The following is a 23,550-nucleotide window of genomic DNA, read 5'->3' as shown; positions in this document are numbered from 1 at the left end:
GCGCTCCGAGTTCGTCGGCCGCCGCCCGGCCGCGGCGCTCGTCGCGGCCGCCGACGTGCACGCTGCGCCCCAGCTCGATCAGCCGGCGGGCGGTCTCCCGGCCGAGAGCTCTCGTGCCTGTTCCTCACCCTCTTCCGCCCTGTACGGGTAGCCCGGCGCGTGAGCCCGCCTGATCACCTGAGGGGTGTGGACTCCCACGGATCGCGCGACGGCCCCGGGCCGGGAAGGGCTCAGGCCCCCGTCACTGGCCCACCCGGCCGTCGACGCACTCACGCAACAGGTCGGCGTGCCCGCAGTGCCGGGCGTACTCCTCGATCCGGTGCACCATCAACTCCCGGACGGTGATCCCGTCCTTGCCCACGTGCGCGCCCAGATCCGGATGCTCGGCGAGCGCCGCGTCGGTGGCTGCCTGCTCACGTTCCAGATCGCGGTACGCGGCCTCGACCACGGCCTGATCGGCGGCGGCGCCCTCGAAGTCCGCGTCGCGCCGGCCGTACAGCTTCGGCAGCGGCTCGGCGTCGCTGATCCAGTTGCGCCAGTCCCGTTCCACCTCGGCGAGGTGCCGCACCAGGCCGAGCAGCGACATCGTCGACGGCGGGACGGAACGACGGGCCATTTGCTCCGCGTCCAGGTCCTGGCACTTCATCCGCAGGGTCATGCGGTAGTTCGTCAGGAAGTCCTGGAGGGTGGCGAGCTCACCGTCCGGACTCGGGCCTTCGCTGTTGCGGGGGTCGTCGTCCGGGTCGACCCACATGTCGGGGTAGACGGTCGCCCTGGTCCAACGTGGCACTTGATCGCTCATGCCCCGCATGATGGTTCGTGACGCCACGGGTCCGCCACCGAGTTTGTGCGGCGGAGGACGCCAGGGCCTGTCGTCACACGCATGCCTGCCCCGCGCCGCCTGGCACGGCGCCTCGCGTAGCCGCCGGTCGGGCGCCGGCGCGGACGAGCGCCATGCGCGCGGTGACCTGCCCGCCCTGCTCGACCGTCTGGAAGCCGGTGTTGCCGTTCAGGCCGGTCTTCGTGAGGCCCGGTCCGCGCGTCCAGCACTTCATGGCGGAGTCTTTGTCCCTCCCCACGTCGAGGCCTCGCTGGACGTCACGGAACTGCTGACGCTCGTCCAGCGCGGCTGATCCCCGCCCGTCACCCTGGGCGATTCACCCGTTCGGCGGCCCCTCGGTCGCGGCTTCGGGGCCGTCGGCATCTCATGGGCGTGACCGCATCCGCGTTCGAGTGGGAGGTCGCCGATGTACGACATGCGCGCCGAACCCATAGCGACGGAAGCCGGATCCGCCCAGTTGTGGCACGTTCTCCGGCTTGACGGAAGCGCCCTGTGCGGCCGTGCCCTCGCCGGCCGGCCCGTTCCGGCACCCGACGACGACTGCCGAGACGAGTACTGCACCCCCTGCATGACCGCGGTAGCCGCAGCGGCGTCACGTCGCGGCAGGCTCCGCCCCCTGGTCTGAGTCCCCCTCATCCCCGGCCGGCGGGGTTGGACCTGTCGGCTCCCCACGCCGCAAGTGGTACCACCGCCCGGCGTACGGAGGCTGCCGCTGCCGTGTTCGATGAAGCGGCGGTCCGACGGACGGCCGCATGCCCCTTGGGGGAGACGGGGTCGATGCGCCGCAGCATGCGGATTCCGGCCGGCGGTACGGGCCGGAGCGCGCCAGCGGGGTGTGCGCGGGAGGGGAAGTCAAGGCCGTCCGGTACCGGGGCGCTGCCCACGCCCGCGGCTACCGGTTCGATGGCCAGGGGCCATTCGTCGGCCTCGCACACGGTGCGGCGTACGAGCCCGGCGTCCTGGCGGGCCTGGTCGGCCTGGACGCGGATCGCCCCGTCCGATGGGGGGTCCACGCAGCGCTCGACGGCCAACAGGCAGGTCGAGCGTGACCTCCTCCTCGGCCGCGAGCGGATGATCGGGCGCGCACCGCATCACGATCGGTTCGGCGACGAGGCGCACACGCCGCGCCGGCACCCGCCGTGATCGGCTTCGCCGCCGTCCTGTCGGTGGGCACCGTCCTCGCGTCGTGACCAGCCTGCGCGGCGGCACTGCCGGCCGCTGACCGGGGACCCGGCCCCGGACGCCGCGCGTCCGGGGCCTGACACCGCAACGGAAAGTGGCTAGCCTGCCCGGATGATCCGCGCCGATACGCCCACCACGACCCGCCGGAGCCTGCTCGCCGCGGGCGGCGGGGCGCTCGCGGCGCTGGTGACGGCGTGCCGAGGACAGTCGGGCCCGGTGACCCGGCTGAGAATCGCGACGGGGGCGGTGGGCGGCCCGTACAACGCCTTCGGGCAGGCCCTGGCACAGGCCGCGGGGACGGGCGGGCAACGCCTGGAGGTCGTACCGCTGGCGACCGCGGCGAGCGTGGACAACCTCCGGAAACTGGATGCCGGTTCCGCGGAGCTCGCACTCACGATGGCCGACGCGGCCGAGGACGCGGTACTGGGACGCGAGATGTTCCCGCGCCCGGTCGCGGTGACCGCGCTGGCCCGCGTGTACGTCAACTACACGCATGTCGTGGTGCCGGCCCGGGGGCCGGTGCGCACGCTGGCTCAGCTCGCCGGGCGGCCCGTGGCCGCGGGCGCGTCGGGCTCGGGCGCGCAGGTCGTCGCGGAGCGGCTGCTGCGTGCGGCCGGGCTGACCGGCGCGCGGGCGGTGCGGGCACGCCAGCTGGAGGCGGCGGAGTCCGCCGCGGCGCTGCGCGACGGCGAGGTCGACGCGCTGATCTGGTCGGGTGGGGTGCCGACGCCGCTTCTCGCCGACCTCGCCCGGGAGCTGCCGCTGCGCTTCCTGGCCCTGGACGGTCATGTGGCGGGGCTGCGCGCCGTCTACGGGCCGGTGTACTGCGCGGTCACGATCCCGGCGGGCGCCTACGGGCTGCGGGAGCCGGTCGGCACGATCGGGGTGAGCAACTACCTCACGGCCCGGGCCGATGTGCCGGACCACGCGGTGCGTGAGCTGCTGGCCGTGGTGTTCGACCGCCGGCGGGTGCTGTTGGCGGAGGTGACGGCGGGCGCGCGCCTGGAGCCGCGGTTCGCGATCTCCACCGGGAGCGTGCCGCTGCACCCGGGGGCGGCGGCGTACTACCGCTCGGTGTTCGGCTGAGGAGGCAGGCGGAGCTCGAAGCGCAGCCCGTGCGGGGCGGCACCGCGAACGGTGAGGCTGCCGCCGCTGCAGCGGGCGATCTCGTCGGCGATGGCGAGGCCCAAGCCGCTGCCGGGCACGTTCTGGTGCCCGGGGACCCGGGCGAAGCGCCGCAGCAGGACAGGCAGATGGTCGGGTGGAACGCCCGGCCCGTCGTCGCCGACACACACCAGCAGCCGGTCCTCGCGGCGGGCGGCGTGGACGTCCACCCGGCCCCCGGACGGCACGAACTTGACGGCGTTGTCGAGGAGCGCGTCGAGGACCCGGCCGACGGCGTCGGGCAGCGTGCGGGCCCGCAGCCCGTCCTGGACGTCCGCACTGAGGCGCAGCCCCGAGGCGCTGAACACCGGCTCCCAGGCGGCGACGCGTCGTCGTACCGCCGCGGTGACGTCCTCGTCGGCGAGGGGGGCGTCGCCCGCTTCGACGCGGGCCAGGGCCAGCAGCCCGTCGAGGAGTTCCCCGAGCCGCTCGGCCTCGTCCAGGGCGCGGGCGTGCTCGGCGCGACCGGGGCCCGGGGTCAGGTGGGGCTCGACGTTCTCCAGTTGCAGGACGAGGGTGGCCAGGGGGTTGCGGAGCTGGTGGGAGGCGTCCGCGACGAAGTCGCGCTGGCGGCCGATGGAGTCCGCCACGGCCTCGGCCATGGAGTTGAAGTGGCGCCGCAGACGCCGCAGTTCCGGCGGCCCGGAGTCGGAGACCGCGCGGGACTGGAGGCTGCCGGAGGCGAGCCCCTCGACGGCGCGGTCCAGGTCGCGGACGGGGCGCAGCAGCCAGCGCGCGATCCCGGCGGCCACGAGCGCCGCGGCGGTGAACGCGGCGAGGGCGCCGACGCCGATCAGCCACCAGCGGACGGCGACGTCACGCCGGGCGGCGGCGGTGGGCACGGTGAGCAGCACGGCGCCACTGACCCGTTCGTCGCGGCCCACCGGCTCGGCCACCACGACGCTGCGCGGCCCCCACGGGCGCAGCGTCGGCAGCCGTTCGGTGGACCGCCCGGTCAGGGCCCGGCCGCTCGCCTCGGTGAACGCGCCGGCGGGGCTGCGGGAGCCGGAGCGGGCCAGGGTGCGCCCGGCGGTGTCGACGACGGTGACGCCGGCCCCGTAGAGCTGCGCGTAGCGCCGGATCTCGGCGGCCAGTTCGGCGCGGTCCGCGGCGCTGCGCGCCCGCTCGGCGAGGTCGGCGAAGCGTACGGCCTCGGCGCGGCGCTGCAGCAGCAGGTGCTCGGTGCGTTCACGGGCGTAGGCGTCGGCGAGTGGCAGCGACAGCAGGAGAGCCGCGGCGCCCATCAGGGCGGTGAGGACGGCGAGGAGGCGGCGCGTCACCGGCCGTCCCCGAGCCGGTAGCCGAAGCCGCGGACGGTACGGATGAGGGCAGGACGGCCGGTCTTGGCCCGGATGCCCGCGACGTGGACGTCGAGCGAGCGGGACGCGGCGAGGAAGGCGTCGCCCCAGATCCGGTCGAGGATCTCCTCGCGGGAGTGGGCCTCACCCGGCCGGGCGGCGAGGTGGGCGAGGAGGTCGAACTCGCGCCGGGTGAGGCGTACTTCGTCGTCGGCCACGGTGACGGTACGGCCGACGGGGTCGATCTCGGTGTCGCCGACGGTGACGGGCGCACCGGGCGGCGCGGGCCGGTCGCGCCCGGCGGCGGCCGGGCAGGTGCGGCGGCGCACGGTGTCGATCCGGGCGATCAGTTCCGCCATGCGGAAGGGCTTGACCACGTAGTCGTCGGCCCCGGCGCGCAGCCCTTGGACGATGTCGCGTTCCCCGCAGCGGGCGGTGACGACGATGAGCGGGGCACCGCAGACGGCGCGCAGCCGCCGCAGCAGCTCCAGCCCGTCCAGGTCCGGGAGCCCGAGGTCGAGCAGGACGAACTCCGCCTCGTGCACGAACCGCAGGGCGTCCAGGGCCCGGCCGACGCGTCGCACGGTGTGCCCGCGCTGGGCGAGTGCCGTGCCGAGTGCGTGGGCCATGCGGTCGTCGTCCTCGACGAGAAGCGCGTGCATACGGGGTGTCCTTTGGCGGTGGTGGGGAGGTGGCGGTAGAGCCGACGGTGCGCCACCGCCGACTTGGGAAGGTCTGCGAACTCGGTCAACCGATCTTCGCGGACGACTGTTCGGAAGTGGAGGTGGAGGGGCACGTGGGCCCCCTGTGCGGTTGATCGTCAGTCTGCGAGGAGTCTCGTCCGGTGACCCGGATGAAGAAGCGGCGTGTCCGCCGACGGGTCCGGGCCGCCGAGCCCCCTTCCTCGCGCCCGTCCCGCCGGGTGGGGGACGGCCGCCGGGCCGGCCGCCATGCGGGGATCGCACGGCGGCCGGCCCGGCCGTGAGCACGGCGCGGTCAGGGATCTTGCGCGACGGCGCACGGGCTCTTGACCACCTACGCGGCCCTTGCCGGTTTCGCGGACCGCGCCGCCGGAGCTCCGCGAGGTTCAGGCCTGCGGCACCACGCCCTCGGCCGGCGACCGGGCGGGCCGCGGCGCCCGGTCGCCGGCCGCCTCCTCGGCGCGGCTGAGCGGGGCATTCCTGGTGTCGGGCATGAGGACGTAGGTGACGAGGGAGACCAGCGCGCACGCCGACACGTACCAGAAGAAGGCCGTCTCGTGACCGGCGTCCTTGAACCACAGGGCCACGTACTCCGCGGTGCCGCCGAACAGCGCGTTGGCGATCGCGTACGGCAGCGCCACGCCCAGTGCCCGGACGCGGGTCGGGAACAGTTCGGCCTTCACGGCGGCGTTGATCGAGGTGTAGCCGGTGACGATGACGAGGGCGAGCAGCGACAGCCCGAGCGCGGGCCAGTACGAGGAGGCCGAGCCGAGTGCCGTCATGATCGGGTAGGTGCCGAGGGTGCATCCCACGGCGAAGGTGATCAGCAGCGGCCGGCGGCCGATCCGGTCGGACAGCGCGCCGGCCAGGGGCTGGAGCAGCGCGAAGACGAACAGGGCGGTGAAGCTGACCAGCGTGGCGGTGTTCTTGGCCATTCCGGCGCTGCCGATGAGGTACTTGGTGAGGTAGGTGGTGTACGTGTAGTAGGCGACGGTGCCGCCCAGGGTGAGCGCCATGACCAGCAGCGCCTGGCGCCGGTGCCGCCACAGCAGCCGCAGCGAGCCCCGGGCGCCGTCCGGCTCGCCGTCCTCCTCGGCGAAGGCGTCGGTCTCCTCGAGCCTGCGCCGGATCCAGAAGACGACGACGGCGAAGACCGCGCCCAGCACGAACGGCACGCGCCAGCCCCAGTCGTGCAGCTGGTCCGTGGTCAGCACGTGCTGGAGGGTGATCAGGATCGCCAGGCCCAGCAGCTGGCCCGCCGTCATCGACACGTACTGGAAGGACGAGCCGAGTCCGCGCCGGTTGCGGGCCGACACCTCGGTGAGGTAGGTCGCGCTGGCCGCGTACTCGCCGCCGATGCTCATGCCCTGCAGCAGCCGGGCGAGCAGCAGGATGAGCGCGCCGGTGTAACCGGCCTGTCCGTACGTCGGTGCGATCGCGATCAATAGAGCGGCGACCGACATCATGGTGACGGTGAGGCTCAGCGCGCTCTTGCGGCCGTGCCGGTCGGCGGCGCGGCCGAGCACCCAGCCGCCGACGGGGCGCATGAGGAAGCCGACCGCGAAGATGCCGGCGGTGTTCATCAGCTGGGTGGTCGGATTGCCGCCGGGGAAGAAGGAGTCGGCGAAGTAGATGGCGAAGCTGGCGTAGACGAACCAGTCGTACCACTCGACGAGATTGCCGAGCGAGCCTCCCATGAGGGCGAGGCGGCGCTTGCCGCGTTCCTCGGCGGACGGCGGCGCGGGCATGGCGGAAGTCGGCGACATCGGCGGCTCCAGTGGGAAAGGCCCTGATGGGGACGGGGCGAAGTGCCCAGAGCATGTGGGCCCGCGCCTCGCCCGGACAAGGTCCGGCGCCGAGATCTAACGTTCCGCTAAGAAACCGGTCACGGGCTCCGCGCCGCCCGGCAGCCGCGGGGGACGCCGACGAGCCGGTTGTCAGTGGCGGCGCCTACCGTGGTGGGCGTCCCGATCCGTATGGCTTCTCGGAACCGGACTCCCGGAGGGCCGGCCCTGTGGCGGGGCCGGCCTCCCTCATGGACAGGAGGCTCGATGACCGCCGCGACGGACAGCGCCGCACTGCCGTGCGCCCTCATACCGGGCGGCCACCGACCGGGCGGGGCCCGTCGCCGCGACGCGCGGGCGGTCGTTCCCGGCACACCGGGCGCCAACCGGCCCTCCAGCACATATCATGCCGATGTCACCCCTTTGCCCGGAAATGTTCACGCGGGCCCCTGGGTGTCATTCACGTTTTCCCATCAGCACTCCACGCCGAGGTGACGCACGCACCGGCGAGCAGCGCAAGTGCAGGAGGTACGGCATGTCGGACCGCTCTCCCGATCTGCGGGTGCACTCCGTCCCCGCGGGACCCGAACTCGCCGGGCAGCACGAGTCCCATACGCGCCTGACCATCCTGCTCAGTCCCCAGGGCGCCGAGCGAACCGAGGCCGTCCTGATCGGCGAGCTCGACGCCGGGACCGCCGCGGAACTGCGCCGCGCCCTCTTCGCCGCCCTGGAGGCGGGGGACGGCCTCGACCTGGACCTGCGCGACGTCACCCGCTGCGACGGCGCGGGGCTCTACGCCCTGCTGGAGCTGCGCAACCGCGCCCTGGCGGCGCACCGGACGCTGACCGTGACCGCCGCCAGCGACACCGTCCTGCGGCTGCTCGACCTCACCGGCAACCGGGGGGCGCTGACCCCGTCCCGTCCGTCGGCCCACCGGCTCGGCGCGGACGTCCGGCGCCTGTACACGGCGGTGTGCCTGGCCCTGCTGGACGCGGGTCTGCCACTCGCGCAGCACGACGGCGGCGAGGACCGCCCCGTCGTGGAGGCGGGGCCCCGGGGCGTGGTCGTGCGCTGGGACACCCTGCTCGGCCCCGGTGCGACGGCGCCGCCCCATCCGGCCGGGACGTCCCGGCGCCCGCTCCACGCGGCGGTGCTGGACGCGCTGGCCCTCGCCGGGTTCCGCACGGTCGAGGACAGCACGGCGACCCGCGAGATCATCGTCACCGCGTTGCCGGAGCGGACCCGCCGCTGATGGATCCCCGTTCTCCCGCTGCGTGCCCGGACGAAGTGGGGGTAGGCGGCAGCCAGGTAAGCGGCTTGACCCCATGACACCGCCCCACAGGAGAAGACGTGCTGCTGGCGCACCCCGCCGTGCTCGACGACCTGGTCGACAGTCACCGGACGCTGAGGATGCTCGACCCCGGGGACCCCGAGGTGCGCCGCCGGATGGCGGACGTCTCGTACACGCTGTGCGTGGCGACCGGCACGCGGGATGTGGACGCGGCAGTGGCACTGGCCGGCGGGGTCCCGCAGTCCCTGGCGGCGAGCGTGTGGAGCCGGGACCTGACCCACGTGCCTGGACCTCGCCGGCCGCCTGGACGCCGGCGAGGTCTGGCTCAACTGCCACCTGGTGCGAACGGCCGAGCTCCCGCACGGCGGCCGGGGTACCCCTCGGGGCACGGCACGGACCTGAGCACGCCGGCCCTGCACGAGTACCAGCGCCCCAAAACCGTCACCGCCCGGCTGACCGGCGGGAGCTGACGGCGGCGGCCTAGAAGAAGCCGAGCCTCTTCGGCGAGTACGAGACCAGGAGGTTCTTGGTCTGCTGGTAGTGGTCGAGCATCATCTTGTGCGTCTCGCGGCCGATGCCCGACTGCTTGTAGCCGCCGAACGCGGCGTGCGCCGGGTAGGCGTGGTAGCAGTTGGTCCAGACGCGGCCCGCCTGGATCGCGCGGCCGGCGCGGTAGGCGGTGTTGCCGTCGCGGGTCCACACGCCGGCGCCGAGGCCGTACAGCGTGTCGTTGGCGGTGGCGATGGCGTCGTCGAAGTCGCCGAAGGAGGTGACGGCGACGACCGGGCCGAAGATCTCCTCCTGGAAGACGCGCATGCGGTTGTCGCCCTCCAGGATCGTCGGACGGACGTAGTAGCCACCGGCCAGTTCGCCGCCCATCTCGGCGCGTTCGCCACCGGTGAGGACCTTGGCGCCTTCCTGCTGGCCGATGTCGAAGTAGGAGAGGATCTTCTCCAGCTGGTCGTTGGAGGCCTGGGCGCCGATCATGGTGGAGGTGTCCAGCGGATGGCCCTGGACGATCTTCTCGGTGCGGGTGACGGCCGCCTCCAGGAAGGCGTTGTAGTGGCCGCCCTGGATCAGCGCGCGGGACGGGCAGGTGCAGACCTCGCCCTGGTTGAGGGCGAACATCGTGAAGCCCTCCAGCGCCTTGTCGTAGAAGTCGTCGTCGGCGCGGGAGACGTCGTCGAAGAAGATGTTGGGGCTCTTGCCTCCCAGCTCCAGGGTGACGGGCTTCAGGTTCTGCGAGGCGTACTGCATGATCAGCCGGCCGGTGGTGGTCTCGCCGGTGAAGGCCACCTTGGCGACGCGCGCGCTGGAGGCGAGCGGCTTGCCGGCCTCGACGCCGAAGCCGTTGACGATGTTGACCACGCCGGGCGGCAGCAGGTCGGCGATCAGGCTCATCCAGAAGTGGATGGAGGCCGGGGTCTGTTCGGCCGGCTTGATGACGACGGCGTTGCCCGCGGCCAGGGCCGGGGCGAGCTTCCAGGTCGCCATCAGGATCGGGAAGTTCCAGGGGATGATCTGCGCGACGACGCCCAGGGGCTCGTGGAAGTGGTAGGCGACGGTGTCGTCGTCGATCTCGGCGAGACTGCCCTCCTGGGCGCGGATGGCGCCCGCGAAGTAGCGGAAGTGGTCGATGGCCAGCGGGATGTCGGCGGCGAGGGTCTCCCGGACCGGCTTGCCGTTCTCCCAGCTCTCGGCGACCGCCAGCTCCTCCAGGTGCGCCTCCATACGGTCCGCGATCCTGTTCAGGACGCCCGCCCGCTCGGTCACCGACGTACGGCCCCACCCCGGCGCGGCCGCGTGGGCGGCGTCGAGGGCCCGCTCGACGTCCTCGGCGGTGCCGCGGGCGACCTCCGTGAAGATCTCGCCGGTGACCGGGGTCGGGTTGCCGAAGTACTCGCCGCGGGCGGGCGGCACGTACTCGCCGCCGATCCAGTGGTCGTAGCGTGACTGGTACTTCATGATCGCGTCGTCGGAACCGGGGTTGGCGTACCGGGTCATGGGGCGGCCTCCCATTGCGAGCCGCCCGCTCCGTCGCGGACGGCGGTTGGGGGGACCGTAGGACGCGCAAGGTTGCAACAGGGTTGCGGCGGAACGCCACCACGGAACTACACTCGGCAGCACCCCACCCGGTGCCGCCGGGCACCGGTCCGTGCCTACCCGGGGACGGCCATGACTGTCTCGTACGCGGCGTCCTACGCGGCCTGGCCGCCGGGGACCGATCCGGACCTCCTGCGGCGGGACGTGGCGCGTGCGCACGAGGAGTTCCTGTCGACGGGACGCCCGCCGCGGCCGGTGCGCGATGTCGTCCTCGGCTCCTGGCAGCGCTCGCTCAACCGCGGCGTGGACCCGGAGGCCGACGGCCCCCGTTCCCCCGGGCTCGGCGCGGCGGAGTTGCGGGACTACCGGCGGCAGCACCCGATGGCGGCGGTGCTGCCCGTCGTACGCAGCCTGCTCGTCGAACCCGCCCAGGACAGCGACCAGTTGGTCGCGGTCGGCGACGAGCGCGCCCGGCTGCTGTGGGTCGAGGGCACGCCGGGGCTGGCGGCACGGGCCGAGCGGATCGGCTTCGTCGAGGGCGCGGAGTGGGCGGAGGACGCGGCCGGTACCAACGCGCCCGGCACCGCGGTCGCGCTGGGGCGGCCCCTGCAGATCTACGCGGGCGAGCACTTCATCCGCCCGGTGCACCCGTGGAGCTGCTCGGCGGCCCCGGTCCGCGACCCGGACACCGGTGCGGTGATCGGCGTGATCGACCTGACGGGCGGCGACCACATCGCGGCGCCGCACGCGCTGGCCCTGGTGCGGGCCACCGTGGCGGCGGCCGAGGCCGAACTGCGGCTGCTGCGGCTGCGCGGCGTCCTGCCGGCCGTCGCTGCTCGGGGGACGACGCCCGCCGGGGCGCGGCTGGAGGTGCTGGCACGCGACCGGGCACTGCTGACCTCCCCGTACGGGACGGTCGAACTGAGCCCCCGCCATTCCGAGATCGTCTTCCTGCTGGCCCGGCATCCGCGGGGGCTGGGCGCCGACGCGCTCGCCGCCCGGCTGCACGAGCACGAGTCGGCGCGGGTCACCACGCGGGCCGAGATGTCGCGGCTGCGCCGGCTGCTCGGTCCCCAGGTGCTGGGCTCGCGCCCGTACCGGCTGCTGCTGCCGGCCACCACGGACGCGGACGAGGTCCGCGCCCTCCTGGCCCGCGGCGCCCACCGCCGGGCCCTGGCCCGCTATCCAGGGGCCCTGCTGCCCGGCTCCGACGCCCCCGCCATCGTCGACGCGCGCGAGGAACTCCACTGGGCGCTGCGCCGCGCCCTGCGCGATCGTGGCGACGCCAGGCTGCTGCTCGACTGGCTGGACCGGCCCGGCAACCACGACGACGTCGACCTGCTCCAGGCGGCACTGCGCGCGCTGCCCCCCGAGTCGCCGCGGCGTCCGGTGCTGCGGGCACGGCTGGACCATGCCCGGCTGTGACCTGGAGCGACCTGGCGGGACCTGCCGGGGCACACTGGTGGGGTGGATGATCCGAGCATCGCGCACGTGAGCGCCGCGTCCCGGCTGGCCGGCCCGGCCGAGGGCATCGGCATGGACGAACTGGGCCTGGCGGCCCGCAACCACGCGCTCCCGCTGGAGGCCCTGCGCTACGACGTCACACCACCCGGCCTGCACTACGTGCTGGTCCACTTCGACATCCCGGCGGCCGACGCCCGGACCTGGCGGCTCACCGTCGGCGGCAAGGTCCGCGCCCCGCTGGAACTGTCCCTGGACGACCTGCGCCGGTATCCGGCCGTCACGCACCGGGTCACCATGGAGTGCGCCGGCAACGGCCGCGCCGGGCTGACCCCGCGCCCGGTCAGCCAGCCCTGGCTGAACGAGGCGGTCGGCACGGCCGACTGGACGGGCGTGCCGCTGCGCACCCTGCTGCGGGAGGCGGGCGTGGAACCCGACGCCGTCGAGGCGGTCTTCACCGGCGCCGACCACGGCGTGGAGCGCGGGGTCGAGCAGGACTACCAGCGCTCGCTCACGGTCGACGCCGCCACCGCCGCGGATCCCGAGGTCCTGGTGGCGTACGCCATGAACGGCGCGCCCCTGCCGCCGCAGCACGGCCACCCCGTCCGCCTGGTGGTCCCCGGCTGGTACGGCATGGCGCACGTGAAGTGGCTGCGTGACATCACGCTCACGGACACCCCCTTCACCGGTTTCCAGCAGTCCGTCGCCTACCGTTTCCGTCAGGAACCCGGCGAACCCGGGGAGCCCGTGACCCGCATCGCGCCGCGCGCCCTCATGGTGCCGCCCGGCTTCCCCGACTTCATGACGCGCACTCGCGTGGTGCGGCCGGGCCCGCAGCGTCTGGAGGGCCGGGCGTGGTCCGGCCGCGCGCCGGTCGTCGGTGTAGAGACGAGCACGGACGGCGGCCACACCTGGCACGCGGCCGAACTCGACGACGAGGGCCACCCCTGGGCCTGGCGGCACTGGCACACCACCTGGGAGGCGACGCCCGGCCGGCACGTGCTCAGCGTCCGCGCCACCGACGCGGAGGGCCACACCCAGCCGCTGGAACAGCCCTGGAACCGCGGCGGCTTCGCCAACAACCTCGTCCAGCGCGTCCCGGTGGTGTGCCTGGCGCCCGGCGTCTGAGGCCCGCGCGGGGCGCGGTCACCCGTCGAATGCGAGCCAGCCGACGCCGTCGTGCGGCAGGAGGCCCAGGGCACCGCGGTCGGTGGCTCCGGCCTGTACGTTGAACCGGTCCTCGCTCCAGCCTTTCGAGACGCTCAGGACGAGTCCCGGTGCCACGTGGAAACGCGTGGCCGACCCGGGCTCGAAGGGCCGGAGGGGAACCGGGCGCAGTTCCCGGGTGAGCGGCTCGACCTCCGCTCCGGTGATTCCGTGTGCCACCGCCACGTAGTCGGCGCCCGTCGCGGCCTCGTCGAGCGCGAACTGGAGGAGGAAGCCGCTGAGCGGTTCGTTCTCGGCAACCGGCGGTTCGTCGTGCACCCGGTGCCAGACGGTGGGATCGTCCTCGGGCTCGCCGGGCGTCCACAGCGTGGACCAGCGGAACCCTCCTTGGTTCTCGACACCGATGACGCGCATGTCGCCGCAGCGGTCGGTCTCCCGGCCGAGGTCTTCGACCATGCGGTTCTGGACGCCCAGGACGCCCGGACGCCGCATGGCCAGTTCGTAGAGCTGAGCGAGCCCTGCGGGCAGGTCCACGTAGCCGCCCGGTACGACCGGTGGTTCCGCGTCGTCGGCGGTGGCCGGGTACCAGCCCGTGACGAACTGCTCCAGCGCGAGGGCACGGTCGCCGTTCACATGGTCCAGCCACTCCAGGCCGGGGCGGGTCGCGGCAGGGTGCGGCGGGCGGACCCGCTGGAGCAGCGCCCGGCTGAGGGGCGTCTGTGGTCGTACCTTGCAGTCGTCGAGTTCGTACTCGGTGCCGCCGGGAGGAAGGTGCGAACCGATCTCTCCCACGTGGCCCGTGCCGAGGTAGAGCAGGCCCTCGTCCACGCGGACGAGCAGATGGAGATCGGTCCACTCCCAGAGCCGCTCCAGCACCGGGGCGGGTGCGGGGCCGAGCAGACGGATCTCCTGGGCGTTCCACACACCACTGCGCCCCGGTACGTCCCCCGCCGGGACGGTGATCAGCGTCCCGGCAGTGCCGATGATCATCGTCGCACCACCCACGGGGAGGCACTCCGCAGTGGATGCGGCGCCGATCAGCGCCAGCGCAAGCCCTTCGTCGAGCATGTCGCCGCGGGCGAGGCCGGAGTTCCCGTCAACCATGCGGGCCATCCTCCCCGACGGTCACCGCCGGGCCGAGCCTGGGGGCGTCAGGGCCGGGCACGCGGGCGGGGGCGAACTGGCGTACGGCGCATGGAGGCTGGAATGCGATAGGCGACTTCCTGCGGGCCTGACAGAGCTGGTCCGGCCCGAGGACGCCGGCCTCGACGGCGGTGGGCTGCGGCGGGAGGAGGTCGCGCTGCTCGCGGGCAGCAGCCGGACCACTGCCTCCGCCTGGAGCAGGGGCCGGACCGCAATCCGTTCGTGCAGGTCCTGGACGCGCGGGCGGGGGTGCTGCGGCCGACCGCCGGCGCCACGGCGTCCCCGGTCAGGCCGGTCGGACCGCCGGCACCGCCGGCGCGGCCGCCCGCCCCGCGGCCCCGCCGGTGCGGGCGAGGACCGGGAGCGGACGGACAAGGTAACCCTGGTCTAACCCTGCGTCCGCGGCGCGCGGACCAGCAGGAACAGGGTCCGGCGGCGGTGGCTGAAGCCGATCGACTCGTACAGCCGGAGCGCGTTGGTGTTGCTCGCGGCGGCGTGCAGCAGCGGGGTGTCCCCGCGCTCCTTGATGCCCGCGGCCACGGCGCGCACCAGGCGGGTGGCCAGACCGCGGCCACGGTGGGCGGGGTCCGTGCAGACGGCGCTGATCTCCGTCCACCCGGGCGGCTGGATGCGTTCCCCGGCCATGGCGATCAGCCGGCCGTTCTCCCGGATGCCCAGGTACGTGCCGAGTTCGAGCGTCCTCGGCAGGAACGGCCCGGGCCGCGTGCGCTCCACCAGGTCCATGACGTCGTCGATGTCGCCGGGGCCGAGCCCTACGGCCTCGGGGGCGTGCTCGGCGCGGAGCGCGCTGTCGACCATCTGCACGCCCTCGCCGCCCTCGACCACCTCCCAGCCGTCGGGGACCACGGGTGAGCCCGTGACCAGGGCGGTGCCGCCGGGGCCGAGCAGCGCGGCCAGGTCGTCCCAGGCGGCCGGGTCGGCCGGGTCGGCGAGACCCGCGAAGAGGGACATGTCGGACCGGTAGCGGGCCGCACGGCCGCGGACCTCCGCGAAGCGGGCGTGCGGGCCGGCGAGGGCGGCCCACACGGGGTTGTCCAGGACGGGGGCGACGCCGGACGGCGCGGGCTCGCCGTCGGACTCCGCGGAGTGGGCGTGATCAACAGTGGTGGACATGGGTGGTGCGGGTCTCCGTCCGTGGAGGGGCCGGCGGCTGTCGGGATGGTCAACACCGCTGTGCCCGCCCGCAATCCCGGGCGGGGCCCGGGAATCCCGGCCCGGGCGGTGTCGATCGCTGGGCACCGGCCGGGTTGCGCGGCGCGAGCCGCGTAATACCGTGGCCGGGAGGTGGGGGGCTCGCGCTACGAGGGAGATGGCGCATGGCCACACTGGTCGCCGTCAGCGTCGGTATGCCGAAGAACGTTCCGTGGCAGGGCCGGACGACGTTCACGGGCGTCTGGAAGGAGCCGGTCTCGGGCCCGCGTATGGTCCGGCGGCTCAACATCGACGGCGACGGGCAGGGAGACGTCGGCGGGCACGGCGGCGAGCAGCGGGCGGTGCTGGTGTACCAGCTGGACTCGTACCGCCACTGGCGGAAGGAGCTCGGCCGGGACGACTTCACCTTCGGCCAGTTCGGCGAGAACTTCACCGTGGACGGGCTGCCCGACGACGAAGTGTGCATCGGGGACCGGTACCGCATCGGCGGAGCGGTCTTCGAGGTCACGCAGCCGCGGGTGACCTGCTACCGGGTCGGGATGCGCATGGCGGAGCCCAGGATGGCCGCGCTGCTGGTGGCCCACCGGCGCCCCGGCTTCTACTTCCGCGTGCTGGAGGAGGGCGAGGTCACCGCGGGCGACGAGATCGTCAAGCTCGCGACCGGTCCGGAGGCGATGACCGTCGCCGAGATCGACGCGCTGCTGTACCTGCCGGGGCACCCCAGGGAGCAGGTGGAGCGTGCCCTGCGCATCCCCGCGCTGAGTCCGGGGTGGCAGGCCTCGATGCGGGCCCTGCTCGACGCCCAGGTGGGGGACGGAGGCGGCACCGCGGGCAACCCGGGGCTGACGGGGGCGGCGGCCCCTCCACCGGCGTGGCCGGGCTTCCGCCCGCTGCGGGTGACCCGGGTCCGGGAGGAGAGCAGCAGCATCTTCTCGCTGACGCTGGCCGCGCAGGACGGCAGCCCGCTGCCGGCCGGAATGCCGGGCCAGTTCCTCACCGTCCGGATCCGGCGCGACCCCGACGGGCCACCGCTGATCCGCACCTACTCCCTGTCGGGGCGGCCCGGCGCGGCGGAGTACCGGATCAGCGTCAAGCACGAACCGCACGGCCTGGGCAGCGGCCATCTGCGGCGGCACGTACGGGAGGGCGATCTGCTGGAGGCCGCCGCGCCGCGCGGCACCTTCGTGCTCGCCGAGGGCGACACGCCGGTGGTGCTGCTGTCCGCGGGGGTGGGCGCCACGCCGGTGATGGCCATGCTGCACGCGCTGGCCGACGACTGCGCCCGGCGCGAGGTGTGGTGGCTGCACATGGCGCGCGACGGCGAGAACCATCCGTTCGCCGCGGAGTCCCGGGCGCTGATGGGGCGGCTGGCGGGCGCGCACGCCTACATCGCGTACAGCAGGCCGCGGGAGAGCGACCGCGTGGGCGCCGACTACACCAGGGCGGGCCGGCTCGACGCGGCGCGGATCGCCGCGCTGGAGCTGCCGCCGGACGCGGACGCCTACGTCTGCGGGCCGCAGGGCTTCATGGACGCCATGGCGGAGGCGCTGACCGCGGGAGGCCTGGCCGCGGACCATGTCCACACGGAGACCTTCGGCACGCTGTCCTCGGTCAACCCCGGAGTGGTCGGCGCGACGGCCCGCGCCCCGCACCCGCCCGCGGCCCCGCCCGGCGAGCCGACCGGGCCGTCGGTGTCCTTCGCCCGCAGCGGGATCAGCGTGCCGTGGCACCCCGCGTACGGCACGCTCCTCGAACTCGCGGAGGCCTGCGACGTGCCGACCCGCTGGTCGTGCCGCACCGGGGTCTGCCACACCTGTGAGACCCCGGTCCTGACCGGTGGTGTCGGGTACGCACCGGAGCCCGTGGACGAACCCGCCGAGGGCAACGCCCTCATCTGCTGCTCGCAGCCGCGCACGGACCTGGTGCTCGATCTGTAGGACGCCCCCGATCAGCCGGAGGAGCAGGGGGTGGCCCGGACGGAGGCGCGCCCGGCCCCCGCCGTGCCGCCCGTCCCCGGCGACTGAGCCCGCCGCGGCGCTGGGCTGTGGCGCTCGGCTGCGGGCCGGGCGGTCAGCCGCGGACCGCGGGCTGCGGGAGGTCCTGCGACTCCAGGGCCATGAGCTCGTCCGCGGTGGGGTCGTCCAGCTCGGCGACTCGCTGCGCCTGCCGCTCGGTCATCTCCTGGAACATCTGGCGCGCGGAACGGCCGTTGCCGAAGCCCTCGCCGCGCGGGAGCAGCTCGAACAGGCGGGTGAGCTCGGCGCGGGCGGCGGGGGTGAGCTCGTACTGGTGCTCCGCGGCCTGGTACTCGACGATCGAGACCAGCTCGTCGGCGGCGTAGTCCTCGAAGAGCAGCGTGCGGCCGAAGCGGGAGGACAGGCCCGGGTTGGAGCTGATGAAGCGGTCCATGTCGCCCGGGTAGCCGGCGGCGATCACGACGACGTCGTCGCGGTGGTCCTCCATCAGCTTGACCAGGGTGGCCACGGCCTCCGTGCCGAAGTCGTTGCCGGCTCCCACCGGGGCGAGGCTGTAGGCCTCGTCGATGAAGAGCACGCCGCCCAGGGCGCGGTTGAAGGCGGCGGTGGTCTTGGGCCCGGTGTGGCCGACGTACTCGCCGACCAGGGCCGTACGGTCGACCTCCACCAGGTGACCCTCGCGCAGCAGCCCGAGGGCCTTCAGGAGCCGCCCGTACAGGCGGGCCACGGTGGTCTTGCCGGTGCCGGGGTTGCCCGCGAAGATCAGGTGACGGCTGAGCGGCGGGGCGGGCAGCCCGGCCTCCTCGCGGCGCCGGACCGTCTGCATGAGCTTCACCAGCGAGCCGACGTCGTGCTTGACGCGGTCGAGGCCGACGAGGGCGTTCAGCTCACCCAGCAGGTCGTCGAGGGTCTCCTCGGGCTCTTCCCGGTCGTCGTCGGCGGTGGACTCCGGGCGCGTTCCCCCGGGCGGGCCGGCGGGTGCGCCCGGGGCGGGCGCCGCCGGGGCCGGCGCGGGTTCGCCGTACGTCAGGGGAGCGCCGTCGACGGTGCAGTCGTCGAGTACCGGGGCCGCGCCCCCGTCCGTGCCGAGCGCGTCCGCGCAGTCCCGGATCCGGCAGTGCCGGAAGACCGGGTCCGCCCCCGCGCCGACGTGGAGCGCGGGGAAGCCGGAGCCGGACACGTCGAGGGAGGTGAAGGTGCCGCCGGCGCCCTCGGCGAGGAAGACGCCGTTCTTCGCCGGCCGCTCGACGCGCAGGTCCGCGACGGTGGGCCGGGCCCCGGTCCACACCACGACACCAGAACCACCGCAGTCCTCCACCGAGCCGCCGCTGACGGTGGCTTCGGCGCCCTTGTCGACGACGACGCCCGCCGCGCCCGCCCCGGTGACCCGTATCCCGGTGAGGACCGCGACGCCGCCGGTCGCGACCTGCACCCCGATCTCCTTGGTCCCGGTCACCGTGGTGTTCTCGACCCGGCTCTCCGAGGCCGAGCCGACCCCGATGCCCGTCGCCACGTCGTCGATGCGGCAGCCGGTGACCGAAGCCACGGCCTGTTCGGCCACCGCGACGCCGGTCATGGCGACGTTCCTGATCCCGCAGTCCGCGAGTTCGAGCCGGGCCTCGCCCGCCGCGTGCACGCCGTGCTCGGCGCCGTCGCGGACGAGGCAGTCGGTCAGCCGCCCGGTGGCCGTGCCGGACAGGTGGACGGCGCTGAAGGCGCTGCGGTCGATCCGGCAGTCCGCGAGCCGGGCCTGCGCGGCGCCGGTGAGCAGGAGACCGTTGGCGCCCGCGTCGGCGACGGCGCAGCCCTGCGCGTTGAGCACGCCGTTGTCCTGGACGACGACCCCGCTGGCGGATGCGCCGCGGATCCGGCAGTCGGTGAGGTCGGCGCGCGCCGTGCCGGTGACGTGCACACCGGCCGCGCCGGGCGACTCGATCCGCAGTTCGCCGGCCGTGGCCTCGGCGGCCTCCTCCAGCAGCAGCCCGGCCCGGCCGGTGCCGGTCAGGACGGAGTCGGCGAGGCGGAGGCGGGCGCTGCCGCGCAGCCGAACGCCGGATCCCGTCGTACGGTCCAGACGCAGCCGGGCCGCCTCCAGCCGGGCCGTGCCCGACAGCACGACACCGGTGCCGTCCACGCCCGTGACGCTGGTGTCCTCGACCCGGGCGCGGACCGCCCCCGCCATGTGCAGCCCGGCCAGGCGGGCGCGCTCCAGGCGGCAGCGCCGCAGGATCAGGGCGGTCGTCCCGCTCTCCTCGTCCTCCGGGCCGCGGGCCTGGATGCGGCCGCCCTCGACGGCGCAGTCCTCCAGCACCAGGCCGGCGCCCGGGGACACGGCGATCGCGGGAGCACCGTCGTCGGCGCCCCAGACGGTGACGCCGTGCACGGCGCAGTCCGGGCCGTCGACGGTCAGCGCGGGCCGTTCCCCCGGCGGCGCGGCCAGCACGACGCTCCCCCGGCCGTGCTCCGCCGTGAGCACGACGGCGCGGTCCAGCACCACGGCCTCGGTCCAGGTGCCCGGGGCGATCACCACCACGTCGCCGGGGGCGGCGGCGCGCACCGCGTCGGCGATCCGGTGGAAGGCCCCCCGGCCGCCTTGTCCTTTCGGGGCCACGGTGTGACGCGTCATGTTCCGGATCCTCTACTGCTTCTGCTGGGTGCCGGCCGGTGGTGCCTGGTACCAGGACGGGTTGATGCTCGCACGGTACGCACCGGTCAGGTAAACCGACTGGATCGACTTCTCGAAGATCTTGAAGGGTAGCTGGATCCAGAAGTCCGCGAAGCCCTGTCGGTGGAAGAGCCGGCTGCCGCCGCCCAGCACCACCACGTTCTTCACCAGCGCGGTGGAGGCCGAGGTGGTGAGCGCCGCAGCGGCGTTGATGCCGCCGTCCAGGAAGGCGTCGGCGCCGCTGAGCTTGACCGTGTTCCCGTTGGCGTCGCTGACACCCCACACGGCGGCGTTCATGGCGCCGTTGACCCACCCCGAGATCGTGCTGGTGCCCGCGCTGAAGGCGAAGTCGTAGATGCCGCCGCGCCAGCGGGTCGGGGTCTCGTTCCCGGCCCACTCGTTGGCCCAGGTCTTCTCGTGGTTGAACGGCCTGCGCTGCGGGTGCTTGCCGCTGTCGATGTTGGCCAGGGTCGTCTTGAGGTCGCCGAGCTCGCGGAAACCGGCGGCCCGGTTCTCGTGCACGGCGATGCCGACTCCGGTCTTGACGCCCGAGGACACCGCGGCGTTGGCGAACGCCTTCAGCACGTCGTTCCCGTTGAACTGCTTGTGCTGGGCCGCGTCGACGATGGCATTCACCACCAGGTTGGCGGCGAACTCCAGAACGAACTCCTGCCCGAACTCCACGAGCGCCTTGCCCGCCACCACCTTCCAGTACGGCCGGTACCGGGCCTCCCGAAGCGCCGCACCGGCATTGCCGGGGAGCATCGTGCCCGACCACGGCATGCGCTGGGCCTCACGGATCCGGCGGCCCCAGCCGCGGATCTCGGTCAGCGGCCCGCGGTAGTCGTACTCGTTGCCGACCAGCCTCATCTGCCCGAACGGACCGCCGCGCTCCCAGACCAGGCCGCTGTCGGTGCGCTGGGCGACGAGTTCGCCGTCGGCGTCGTAGCGGTTCCACTGGCCGCGCCAGGCGTCGGTCTCCAGGTATCCGGTGACGGTGCCCTCGGCGCCCCTCACGGCCTTGCGCTCGCGGACCACGGAGTCGTGGTCGAACTCCTGCCAGACCGCGCGGGGCTCGTCGGCCGTGAGGTCGTACTCGCGGACGCGGACCGGGCCGTCCAGGTGCGGCGGGGTTTCGCGCAGGACGACCGTGGTGCCGTCGGCGGACCGCAGTTCGTCGCGGAAGTGGCGGGCGCCGGGGCGCCACTGGTCGTCCCAGGTGCCGGTGGCCCGGTTCCACCAGGTGCGGACCTGGACGCCCTGGCCGGGTGCGGTCGCGCGTGAGCCGTCGCGCTTGAACACGGCGGTCAGCCAGCGGTCGTCCGCGGCCGGGTCGCGCCAGGCCTCCACGTAGCGGCCCTTGTCGAGCATGCGGCGCTCGCGGACGAGCCCGCGGTTCGCGTCGAAGTCCCGGAAGGAGTCGTCCCACGACAGCTTCGGGTCGTTGGAGCCGCGGAAGAACTCCCTGGAGCCGGAGCGGCCGACGGGGGTGCCCTGGGCGTTCGCCTCCCGCCACGTCCACTTCGCGGAGTCCGCCCGTCCCACGCCCTCGATGAAGCTGTTCGCGGTCCCGTTGGGGTTCGGGTACCGCATGCCGGTCAGGTTGCCGTGCGCGTCACGGGTGACCCACGTTCCGCGGCCCGAGGGATGGCCGACGACCGGCGCGTCGACGTACTCGCGTACGACACCGTTCGGCAGGCCCTCGCGCGCGACCCTCAGGCGCCCGTCCTGCCCCTGGAAGCGGTCCTGCCACAGCGCGCCGTCGGGAGAGCCTTGCTGTGGCACGCGGTAGCCGTGCCGGCCGCCGGACTCCTCCCAGGGCACGTACGAGGCGTCGGCCGGGGCGTAGCCAGGACCGCGGGCGTGGTCGCCGACCTTCAGCGTGGTGCCATCGTGCAGCTTGGTCGTGAGGCGCGCGAAGTCGCCGTTCGCCTTCAGGTCCAGGACACCGCCGTCCAGACCGACGTACCGCACGCCCGACGTGCCGGTGCCAGTGCCGACCGGCCGCTTCTCCCAGGTGAACAGCTGGTACGCGTTGTCGCCGAGCACATGGGCGTACGCACCCTCCGCGTGCCCCGCACCGGGCAGGAAGCCCTTGCGGACCCAGACGGGCGGACGCTGCTCACGCCACCGCTCGGTGACCAGCAGGTGGCCGTCGACGACCTCGGCCTTACCGACCTCCTTGCCGTGCGGCGACTGCCGCTGCCAGGTCCCGTCGGTCCTCCACCCACCGGGCGCGGCGCCGTCCGGCACGATCTTGTGCTCCTCGTACTGCCCGGCGTGTTCGGGCAGGTGGCCCATGCCCCATTTGCGCTGGACGAGGGTCCGCCCGTCGTCGGCGAGGTCCGTCCAGCCGGAGCCGAACCGGTCCGGGGTCCGCGGACCCTCGGCGAGTTCCTCGGCGGCGCCGTCGTAGCGGTGCCAGCGCAGGTCGCCGTTCTCGTTGCGGAGCGCCAGTGTGTGGCCCGTGCCGTTGCCGTGCTTCTGCAGACCGGCCTGGTACTCGTGGACGACGTTGCCGCGCCCGTCGAGGTCGCGCCAGCCGGTGCCCGCGGTGTCGTACTCGCGGATCCCCGCGCCGGACAGGGTGGCGTCGTCACCCCAGCGCGCCCAGCTCGTACGGGGGTTCGTACGGCCGAAGTCGATGGTGTCGGTGCGGCGGAAGGAGTCGAGGAGTTCGCCGCCGGGCAGCACCCGGCGTTCGAAGACGGGGACCGGCGAGCCGGTCGCGCTGAGCAGCACCACCCTGCCGTTCGCGGCGCCCGTCAGGTCCGCCTTGCCGTGGTGGAACACCCCCGTACCGGTGCCGGTGCCGGCGGGGCCTGTGCGCGCCCACACGCCGTTCGGGTGGTCCAGGACGTACTGGTAGGGAGTGGGCCTGCCCTTGTCGAGGACGTTGAAGCCCTGCTTGACCAGGGTGCCGTCGGCGCCGATCTCGATGAACTCCCCGTCCCGGGGCCCGCCGGTGTCCACGTGGGTCACCCGCAGACCGCCGGCCGTGGAGGTGACCTCCTGGCCGCGAAAATGGGCGATGCGCGTACCGGTCGCGTCCTCCAGCCAGGCGGCACCCTGCGCCGGGGTGACCAGGTTCAGACCGTCCGGCACGCCCGGCAGCGCCGGGAGCGGCCGGCCGATGGCGACGGGAGCGCCGTGCTCGTCGTACCGGGTGAAGGTCCCGTCGGCCTCGTCGATCCGGCGCGGATGGGGCTCAGTGAGCTCCGAGAAGTATCCGTGTACCGGGGGGAGCGTCCCCGTGCCGGACACCGAGTCCGCGTCCCGCGGAGACGGGGCCGAGCCCGAACCGGAGGTCCCGTCGTGCGTGTGCGGCACCAGCGGTACGGGCGCGGGCGACGCGTGTTCGGCCGCCGCCACCCTCAGTTGGGCCGCCTCAGCCTCGGCGAGCCGCAGCTCCGCCGTCACGACCTGCTCGCGCGCCGCCTCCAGCCCGGTCCTGTTCGAGGATCCCGTTCCGACCAGTTCGAGCGCCTCAAGCCGCCTGAACTCCGCGTGCGCCCGGTTCATGTCGCGACGGGCGTCCTGCACGGCCGCCTCGGCGTCCGCCGTCGACAACGGGTCGTCGGCGCGCGGGGTCAGATCCGGCCCCTCGTCCAGCGACACGGCGTCGGCGTCGGCACGCCCCTTGCCGTTGCTGGGTGCGGGT

At 74.0% G+C, this 23,550-nt stretch carries 16 protein-coding genes; 6 read left to right on the top strand and 10 right to left on the bottom strand.

Going from position 1 to position 23,550, the window contains the following annotated elements:
* Positions 1-241: 241 nt before the first annotated feature.
* The gene (locus tag ACRWNP_RS12860; RefSeq protein ID WP_431961403.1) at positions 242-811 is read right to left on the bottom strand and encodes a DinB family protein; all 570 of its coding nucleotides are present in this window, start codon (positions 809-811) and stop codon (positions 242-244) included.
* 64 nt (positions 812-875) lie between these two features.
* Positions 876-1,055 carry a hypothetical protein gene (locus ACRWNP_RS12855; protein WP_431961263.1) on the bottom strand — a complete coding sequence of 60 codons (180 nt, stop codon included), beginning with the start codon at positions 1,053-1,055 and terminating at the stop codon, positions 876-878.
* Between the two features lie 1,079 nt (positions 1,056-2,134).
* Here ACRWNP_RS12855 and ACRWNP_RS12850 point away from each other — a divergent pair.
* Positions 2,135-3,109, top strand: coding sequence for a TAXI family TRAP transporter solute-binding subunit (locus ACRWNP_RS12850; RefSeq protein ID WP_431961261.1), 975 nt, complete (start codon positions 2,135-2,137; stop codon positions 3,107-3,109).
* Here ACRWNP_RS12850 and ACRWNP_RS12845 read toward each other — a convergent pair.
* The 3 genes from ACRWNP_RS12845 to ACRWNP_RS12835 all read right to left on the bottom strand — a co-directional run bounded on the left by ACRWNP_RS12845 (position 3,088) and on the right by ACRWNP_RS12835 (position 6,934).
* The gene (locus tag ACRWNP_RS12845) at positions 3,088-4,467 is read right to left on the bottom strand and encodes an ATP-binding protein (protein ID WP_431961259.1); all 1,380 of its coding nucleotides are present in this window, start codon (positions 4,465-4,467) and stop codon (positions 3,088-3,090) included. The two genes, ACRWNP_RS12850 and ACRWNP_RS12845, sit on opposite strands and share 22 nt — an antisense overlap.
* Positions 4,464-5,147: a winged helix-turn-helix domain-containing protein gene (locus ACRWNP_RS12840; RefSeq protein ID WP_431961258.1), complete on the bottom strand. Its 684-nt coding sequence runs from the start codon at positions 5,145-5,147 to the stop codon at positions 4,464-4,466. The genes ACRWNP_RS12845 and ACRWNP_RS12840 overlap by 4 nt, the downstream gene beginning before the upstream one ends.
* Positions 5,148-5,572: 425 nt before the next feature.
* Complete coding sequence (locus tag ACRWNP_RS12835) at positions 5,573-6,934, bottom strand: MFS transporter (RefSeq protein ID WP_431961401.1); 1,362 nt, start codon at positions 6,932-6,934, stop codon at positions 5,573-5,575.
* 571 nt (positions 6,935-7,505) lie between these two features.
* On the opposite strand from ACRWNP_RS12835, the gene ACRWNP_RS12830 reads away from it, so the two are divergent.
* Positions 7,506-8,222, top strand: a complete 717-nt coding sequence (locus tag ACRWNP_RS12830) for an STAS domain-containing protein (RefSeq protein WP_431961257.1) — start codon at positions 7,506-7,508, stop codon at positions 8,220-8,222.
* A gap of 98 nt (positions 8,223-8,320) precedes the next feature.
* Complete coding sequence (locus ACRWNP_RS12825; RefSeq protein ID WP_431961255.1) at positions 8,321-8,731, top strand: DUF5133 domain-containing protein; 411 nt, start codon at positions 8,321-8,323, stop codon at positions 8,729-8,731.
* Between the two features lie 10 nt (positions 8,732-8,741).
* On the opposite strand, the gene exaC is transcribed toward ACRWNP_RS12825, so the two are convergent.
* Complete coding sequence (exaC, locus tag ACRWNP_RS12820; protein WP_431961254.1) at positions 8,742-10,265, bottom strand: acetaldehyde dehydrogenase ExaC; 1,524 nt, start codon at positions 10,263-10,265, stop codon at positions 8,742-8,744.
* A 171-nt stretch (positions 10,266-10,436) separates the two neighbouring features.
* On the opposite strand from exaC, the gene ACRWNP_RS12815 reads away from it, so the two are divergent.
* Both ACRWNP_RS12815 and ACRWNP_RS12810 read left to right on the top strand, forming a co-directional pair.
* Complete coding sequence (locus ACRWNP_RS12815; RefSeq protein WP_431961253.1) at positions 10,437-11,729, top strand: GAF domain-containing protein; 1,293 nt, start codon at positions 10,437-10,439, stop codon at positions 11,727-11,729.
* Between the two features lie 111 nt (positions 11,730-11,840).
* The gene (locus ACRWNP_RS12810) at positions 11,841-12,893 is read left to right on the top strand and encodes a sulfite oxidase (RefSeq protein WP_431961399.1); all 1,053 of its coding nucleotides are present in this window, start codon (positions 11,841-11,843) and stop codon (positions 12,891-12,893) included.
* Between the two features lie 18 nt (positions 12,894-12,911).
* Here the strand turns inward: ACRWNP_RS12810 and ACRWNP_RS12805 are convergent, their stop codons facing one another.
* Both ACRWNP_RS12805 and ACRWNP_RS12800 read right to left on the bottom strand, forming a co-directional pair.
* A complete protein-coding gene (locus ACRWNP_RS12805) occupies positions 12,912-14,036 on the bottom strand; it encodes a hypothetical protein (RefSeq protein ID WP_431961252.1) in 1,125 nt (374 codons plus the stop codon).
* A 426-nt stretch (positions 14,037-14,462) separates the two neighbouring features.
* Positions 14,463-15,209, bottom strand: coding sequence for a GNAT family N-acetyltransferase (locus ACRWNP_RS12800; RefSeq protein WP_431961251.1), 747 nt, complete (start codon positions 15,207-15,209; stop codon positions 14,463-14,465).
* A 203-nt stretch (positions 15,210-15,412) separates the two neighbouring features.
* Between ACRWNP_RS12800 and ACRWNP_RS12795 the strand changes: the two genes are divergently transcribed.
* Positions 15,413-17,185, top strand: coding sequence for an MOSC domain-containing protein (locus ACRWNP_RS12795; protein WP_431961250.1), 1,773 nt, complete (start codon positions 15,413-15,415; stop codon positions 17,183-17,185).
* Between the two features lie 133 nt (positions 17,186-17,318).
* Here the strand turns inward: ACRWNP_RS12795 and ACRWNP_RS12790 are convergent, their stop codons facing one another.
* Together ACRWNP_RS12790 and ACRWNP_RS12785 are read right to left on the bottom strand one after the other, a co-directional pair.
* Positions 17,319-19,850, bottom strand: a complete 2,532-nt coding sequence (locus ACRWNP_RS12790) for a right-handed parallel beta-helix repeat-containing protein (protein ID WP_431961249.1) — start codon at positions 19,848-19,850, stop codon at positions 17,319-17,321.
* Positions 19,851-19,862: 12 nt separating this feature from the next.
* Positions 19,863-23,550 (bottom strand): hypothetical protein (locus tag ACRWNP_RS12785; RefSeq protein WP_431961248.1); only part of this gene is annotated, 3,688 nt, incomplete at its 5' end.

Origin of the sequence: Actinacidiphila sp. bgisy160 (assembly GCF_965342435.1) — a bacterium.
Taxonomy (GTDB): Bacteria; Actinomycetota; Actinomycetes; order Streptomycetales; family Streptomycetaceae; genus Actinacidiphila.
The sequence above is the reverse complement of the archived record's forward strand: the minus strand, read 5'-3'. Positions and strand labels throughout refer to the sequence as shown.

Bases quoted from the DNA above. Each gene is read 5' to 3' on its own strand.
- ACRWNP_RS12860 (WP_431961403.1), bottom strand. From the start codon at position 811: ATGCGGGGCATGAGCGATCAAGTGCCACGTTGGACCAGGGCGACCGTC.
- ACRWNP_RS12855 (WP_431961263.1), bottom strand. From the start codon at position 1,055: ATGAAGTGCTGGACGCGCGGACCGGGCCTCACGAAGACCGGCCTGAAC.
- ACRWNP_RS12850 (WP_431961261.1), top strand. From the start codon at position 2,135: ATGATCCGCGCCGATACGCCCACCACGACCCGCCGGAGCCTGCTCGCC.
- ACRWNP_RS12840 (WP_431961258.1), bottom strand. From the start codon at position 5,147: ATGCACGCGCTTCTCGTCGAGGACGACGACCGCATGGCCCACGCACTC.
- ACRWNP_RS12835 (WP_431961401.1), bottom strand. From the start codon at position 6,934: ATGCCCGCGCCGCCGTCCGCCGAGGAACGCGGCAAGCGCCGCCTCGCC.
- ACRWNP_RS12830 (WP_431961257.1), top strand. From the start codon at position 7,506: ATGTCGGACCGCTCTCCCGATCTGCGGGTGCACTCCGTCCCCGCGGGA.
- exaC (WP_431961254.1), bottom strand. From the start codon at position 10,265: ATGACCCGGTACGCCAACCCCGGTTCCGACGACGCGATCATGAAGTAC.
- ACRWNP_RS12815 (WP_431961253.1), top strand. From the start codon at position 10,437: ATGACTGTCTCGTACGCGGCGTCCTACGCGGCCTGGCCGCCGGGGACC.
- ACRWNP_RS12810 (WP_431961399.1), top strand. From the start codon at position 11,841: ATGGACGAACTGGGCCTGGCGGCCCGCAACCACGCGCTCCCGCTGGAG.
- ACRWNP_RS12805 (WP_431961252.1), bottom strand. From the start codon at position 14,036: ATGGTTGACGGGAACTCCGGCCTCGCCCGCGGCGACATGCTCGACGAA.
- ACRWNP_RS12800 (WP_431961251.1), bottom strand. From the start codon at position 15,209: ATGTCCACCACTGTTGATCACGCCCACTCCGCGGAGTCCGACGGCGAG.
- ACRWNP_RS12795 (WP_431961250.1), top strand. From the start codon at position 15,413: ATGGCCACACTGGTCGCCGTCAGCGTCGGTATGCCGAAGAACGTTCCG.
- ACRWNP_RS12790 (WP_431961249.1), bottom strand. From the start codon at position 19,850: ATGACGCGTCACACCGTGGCCCCGAAAGGACAAGGCGGCCGGGGGGCC.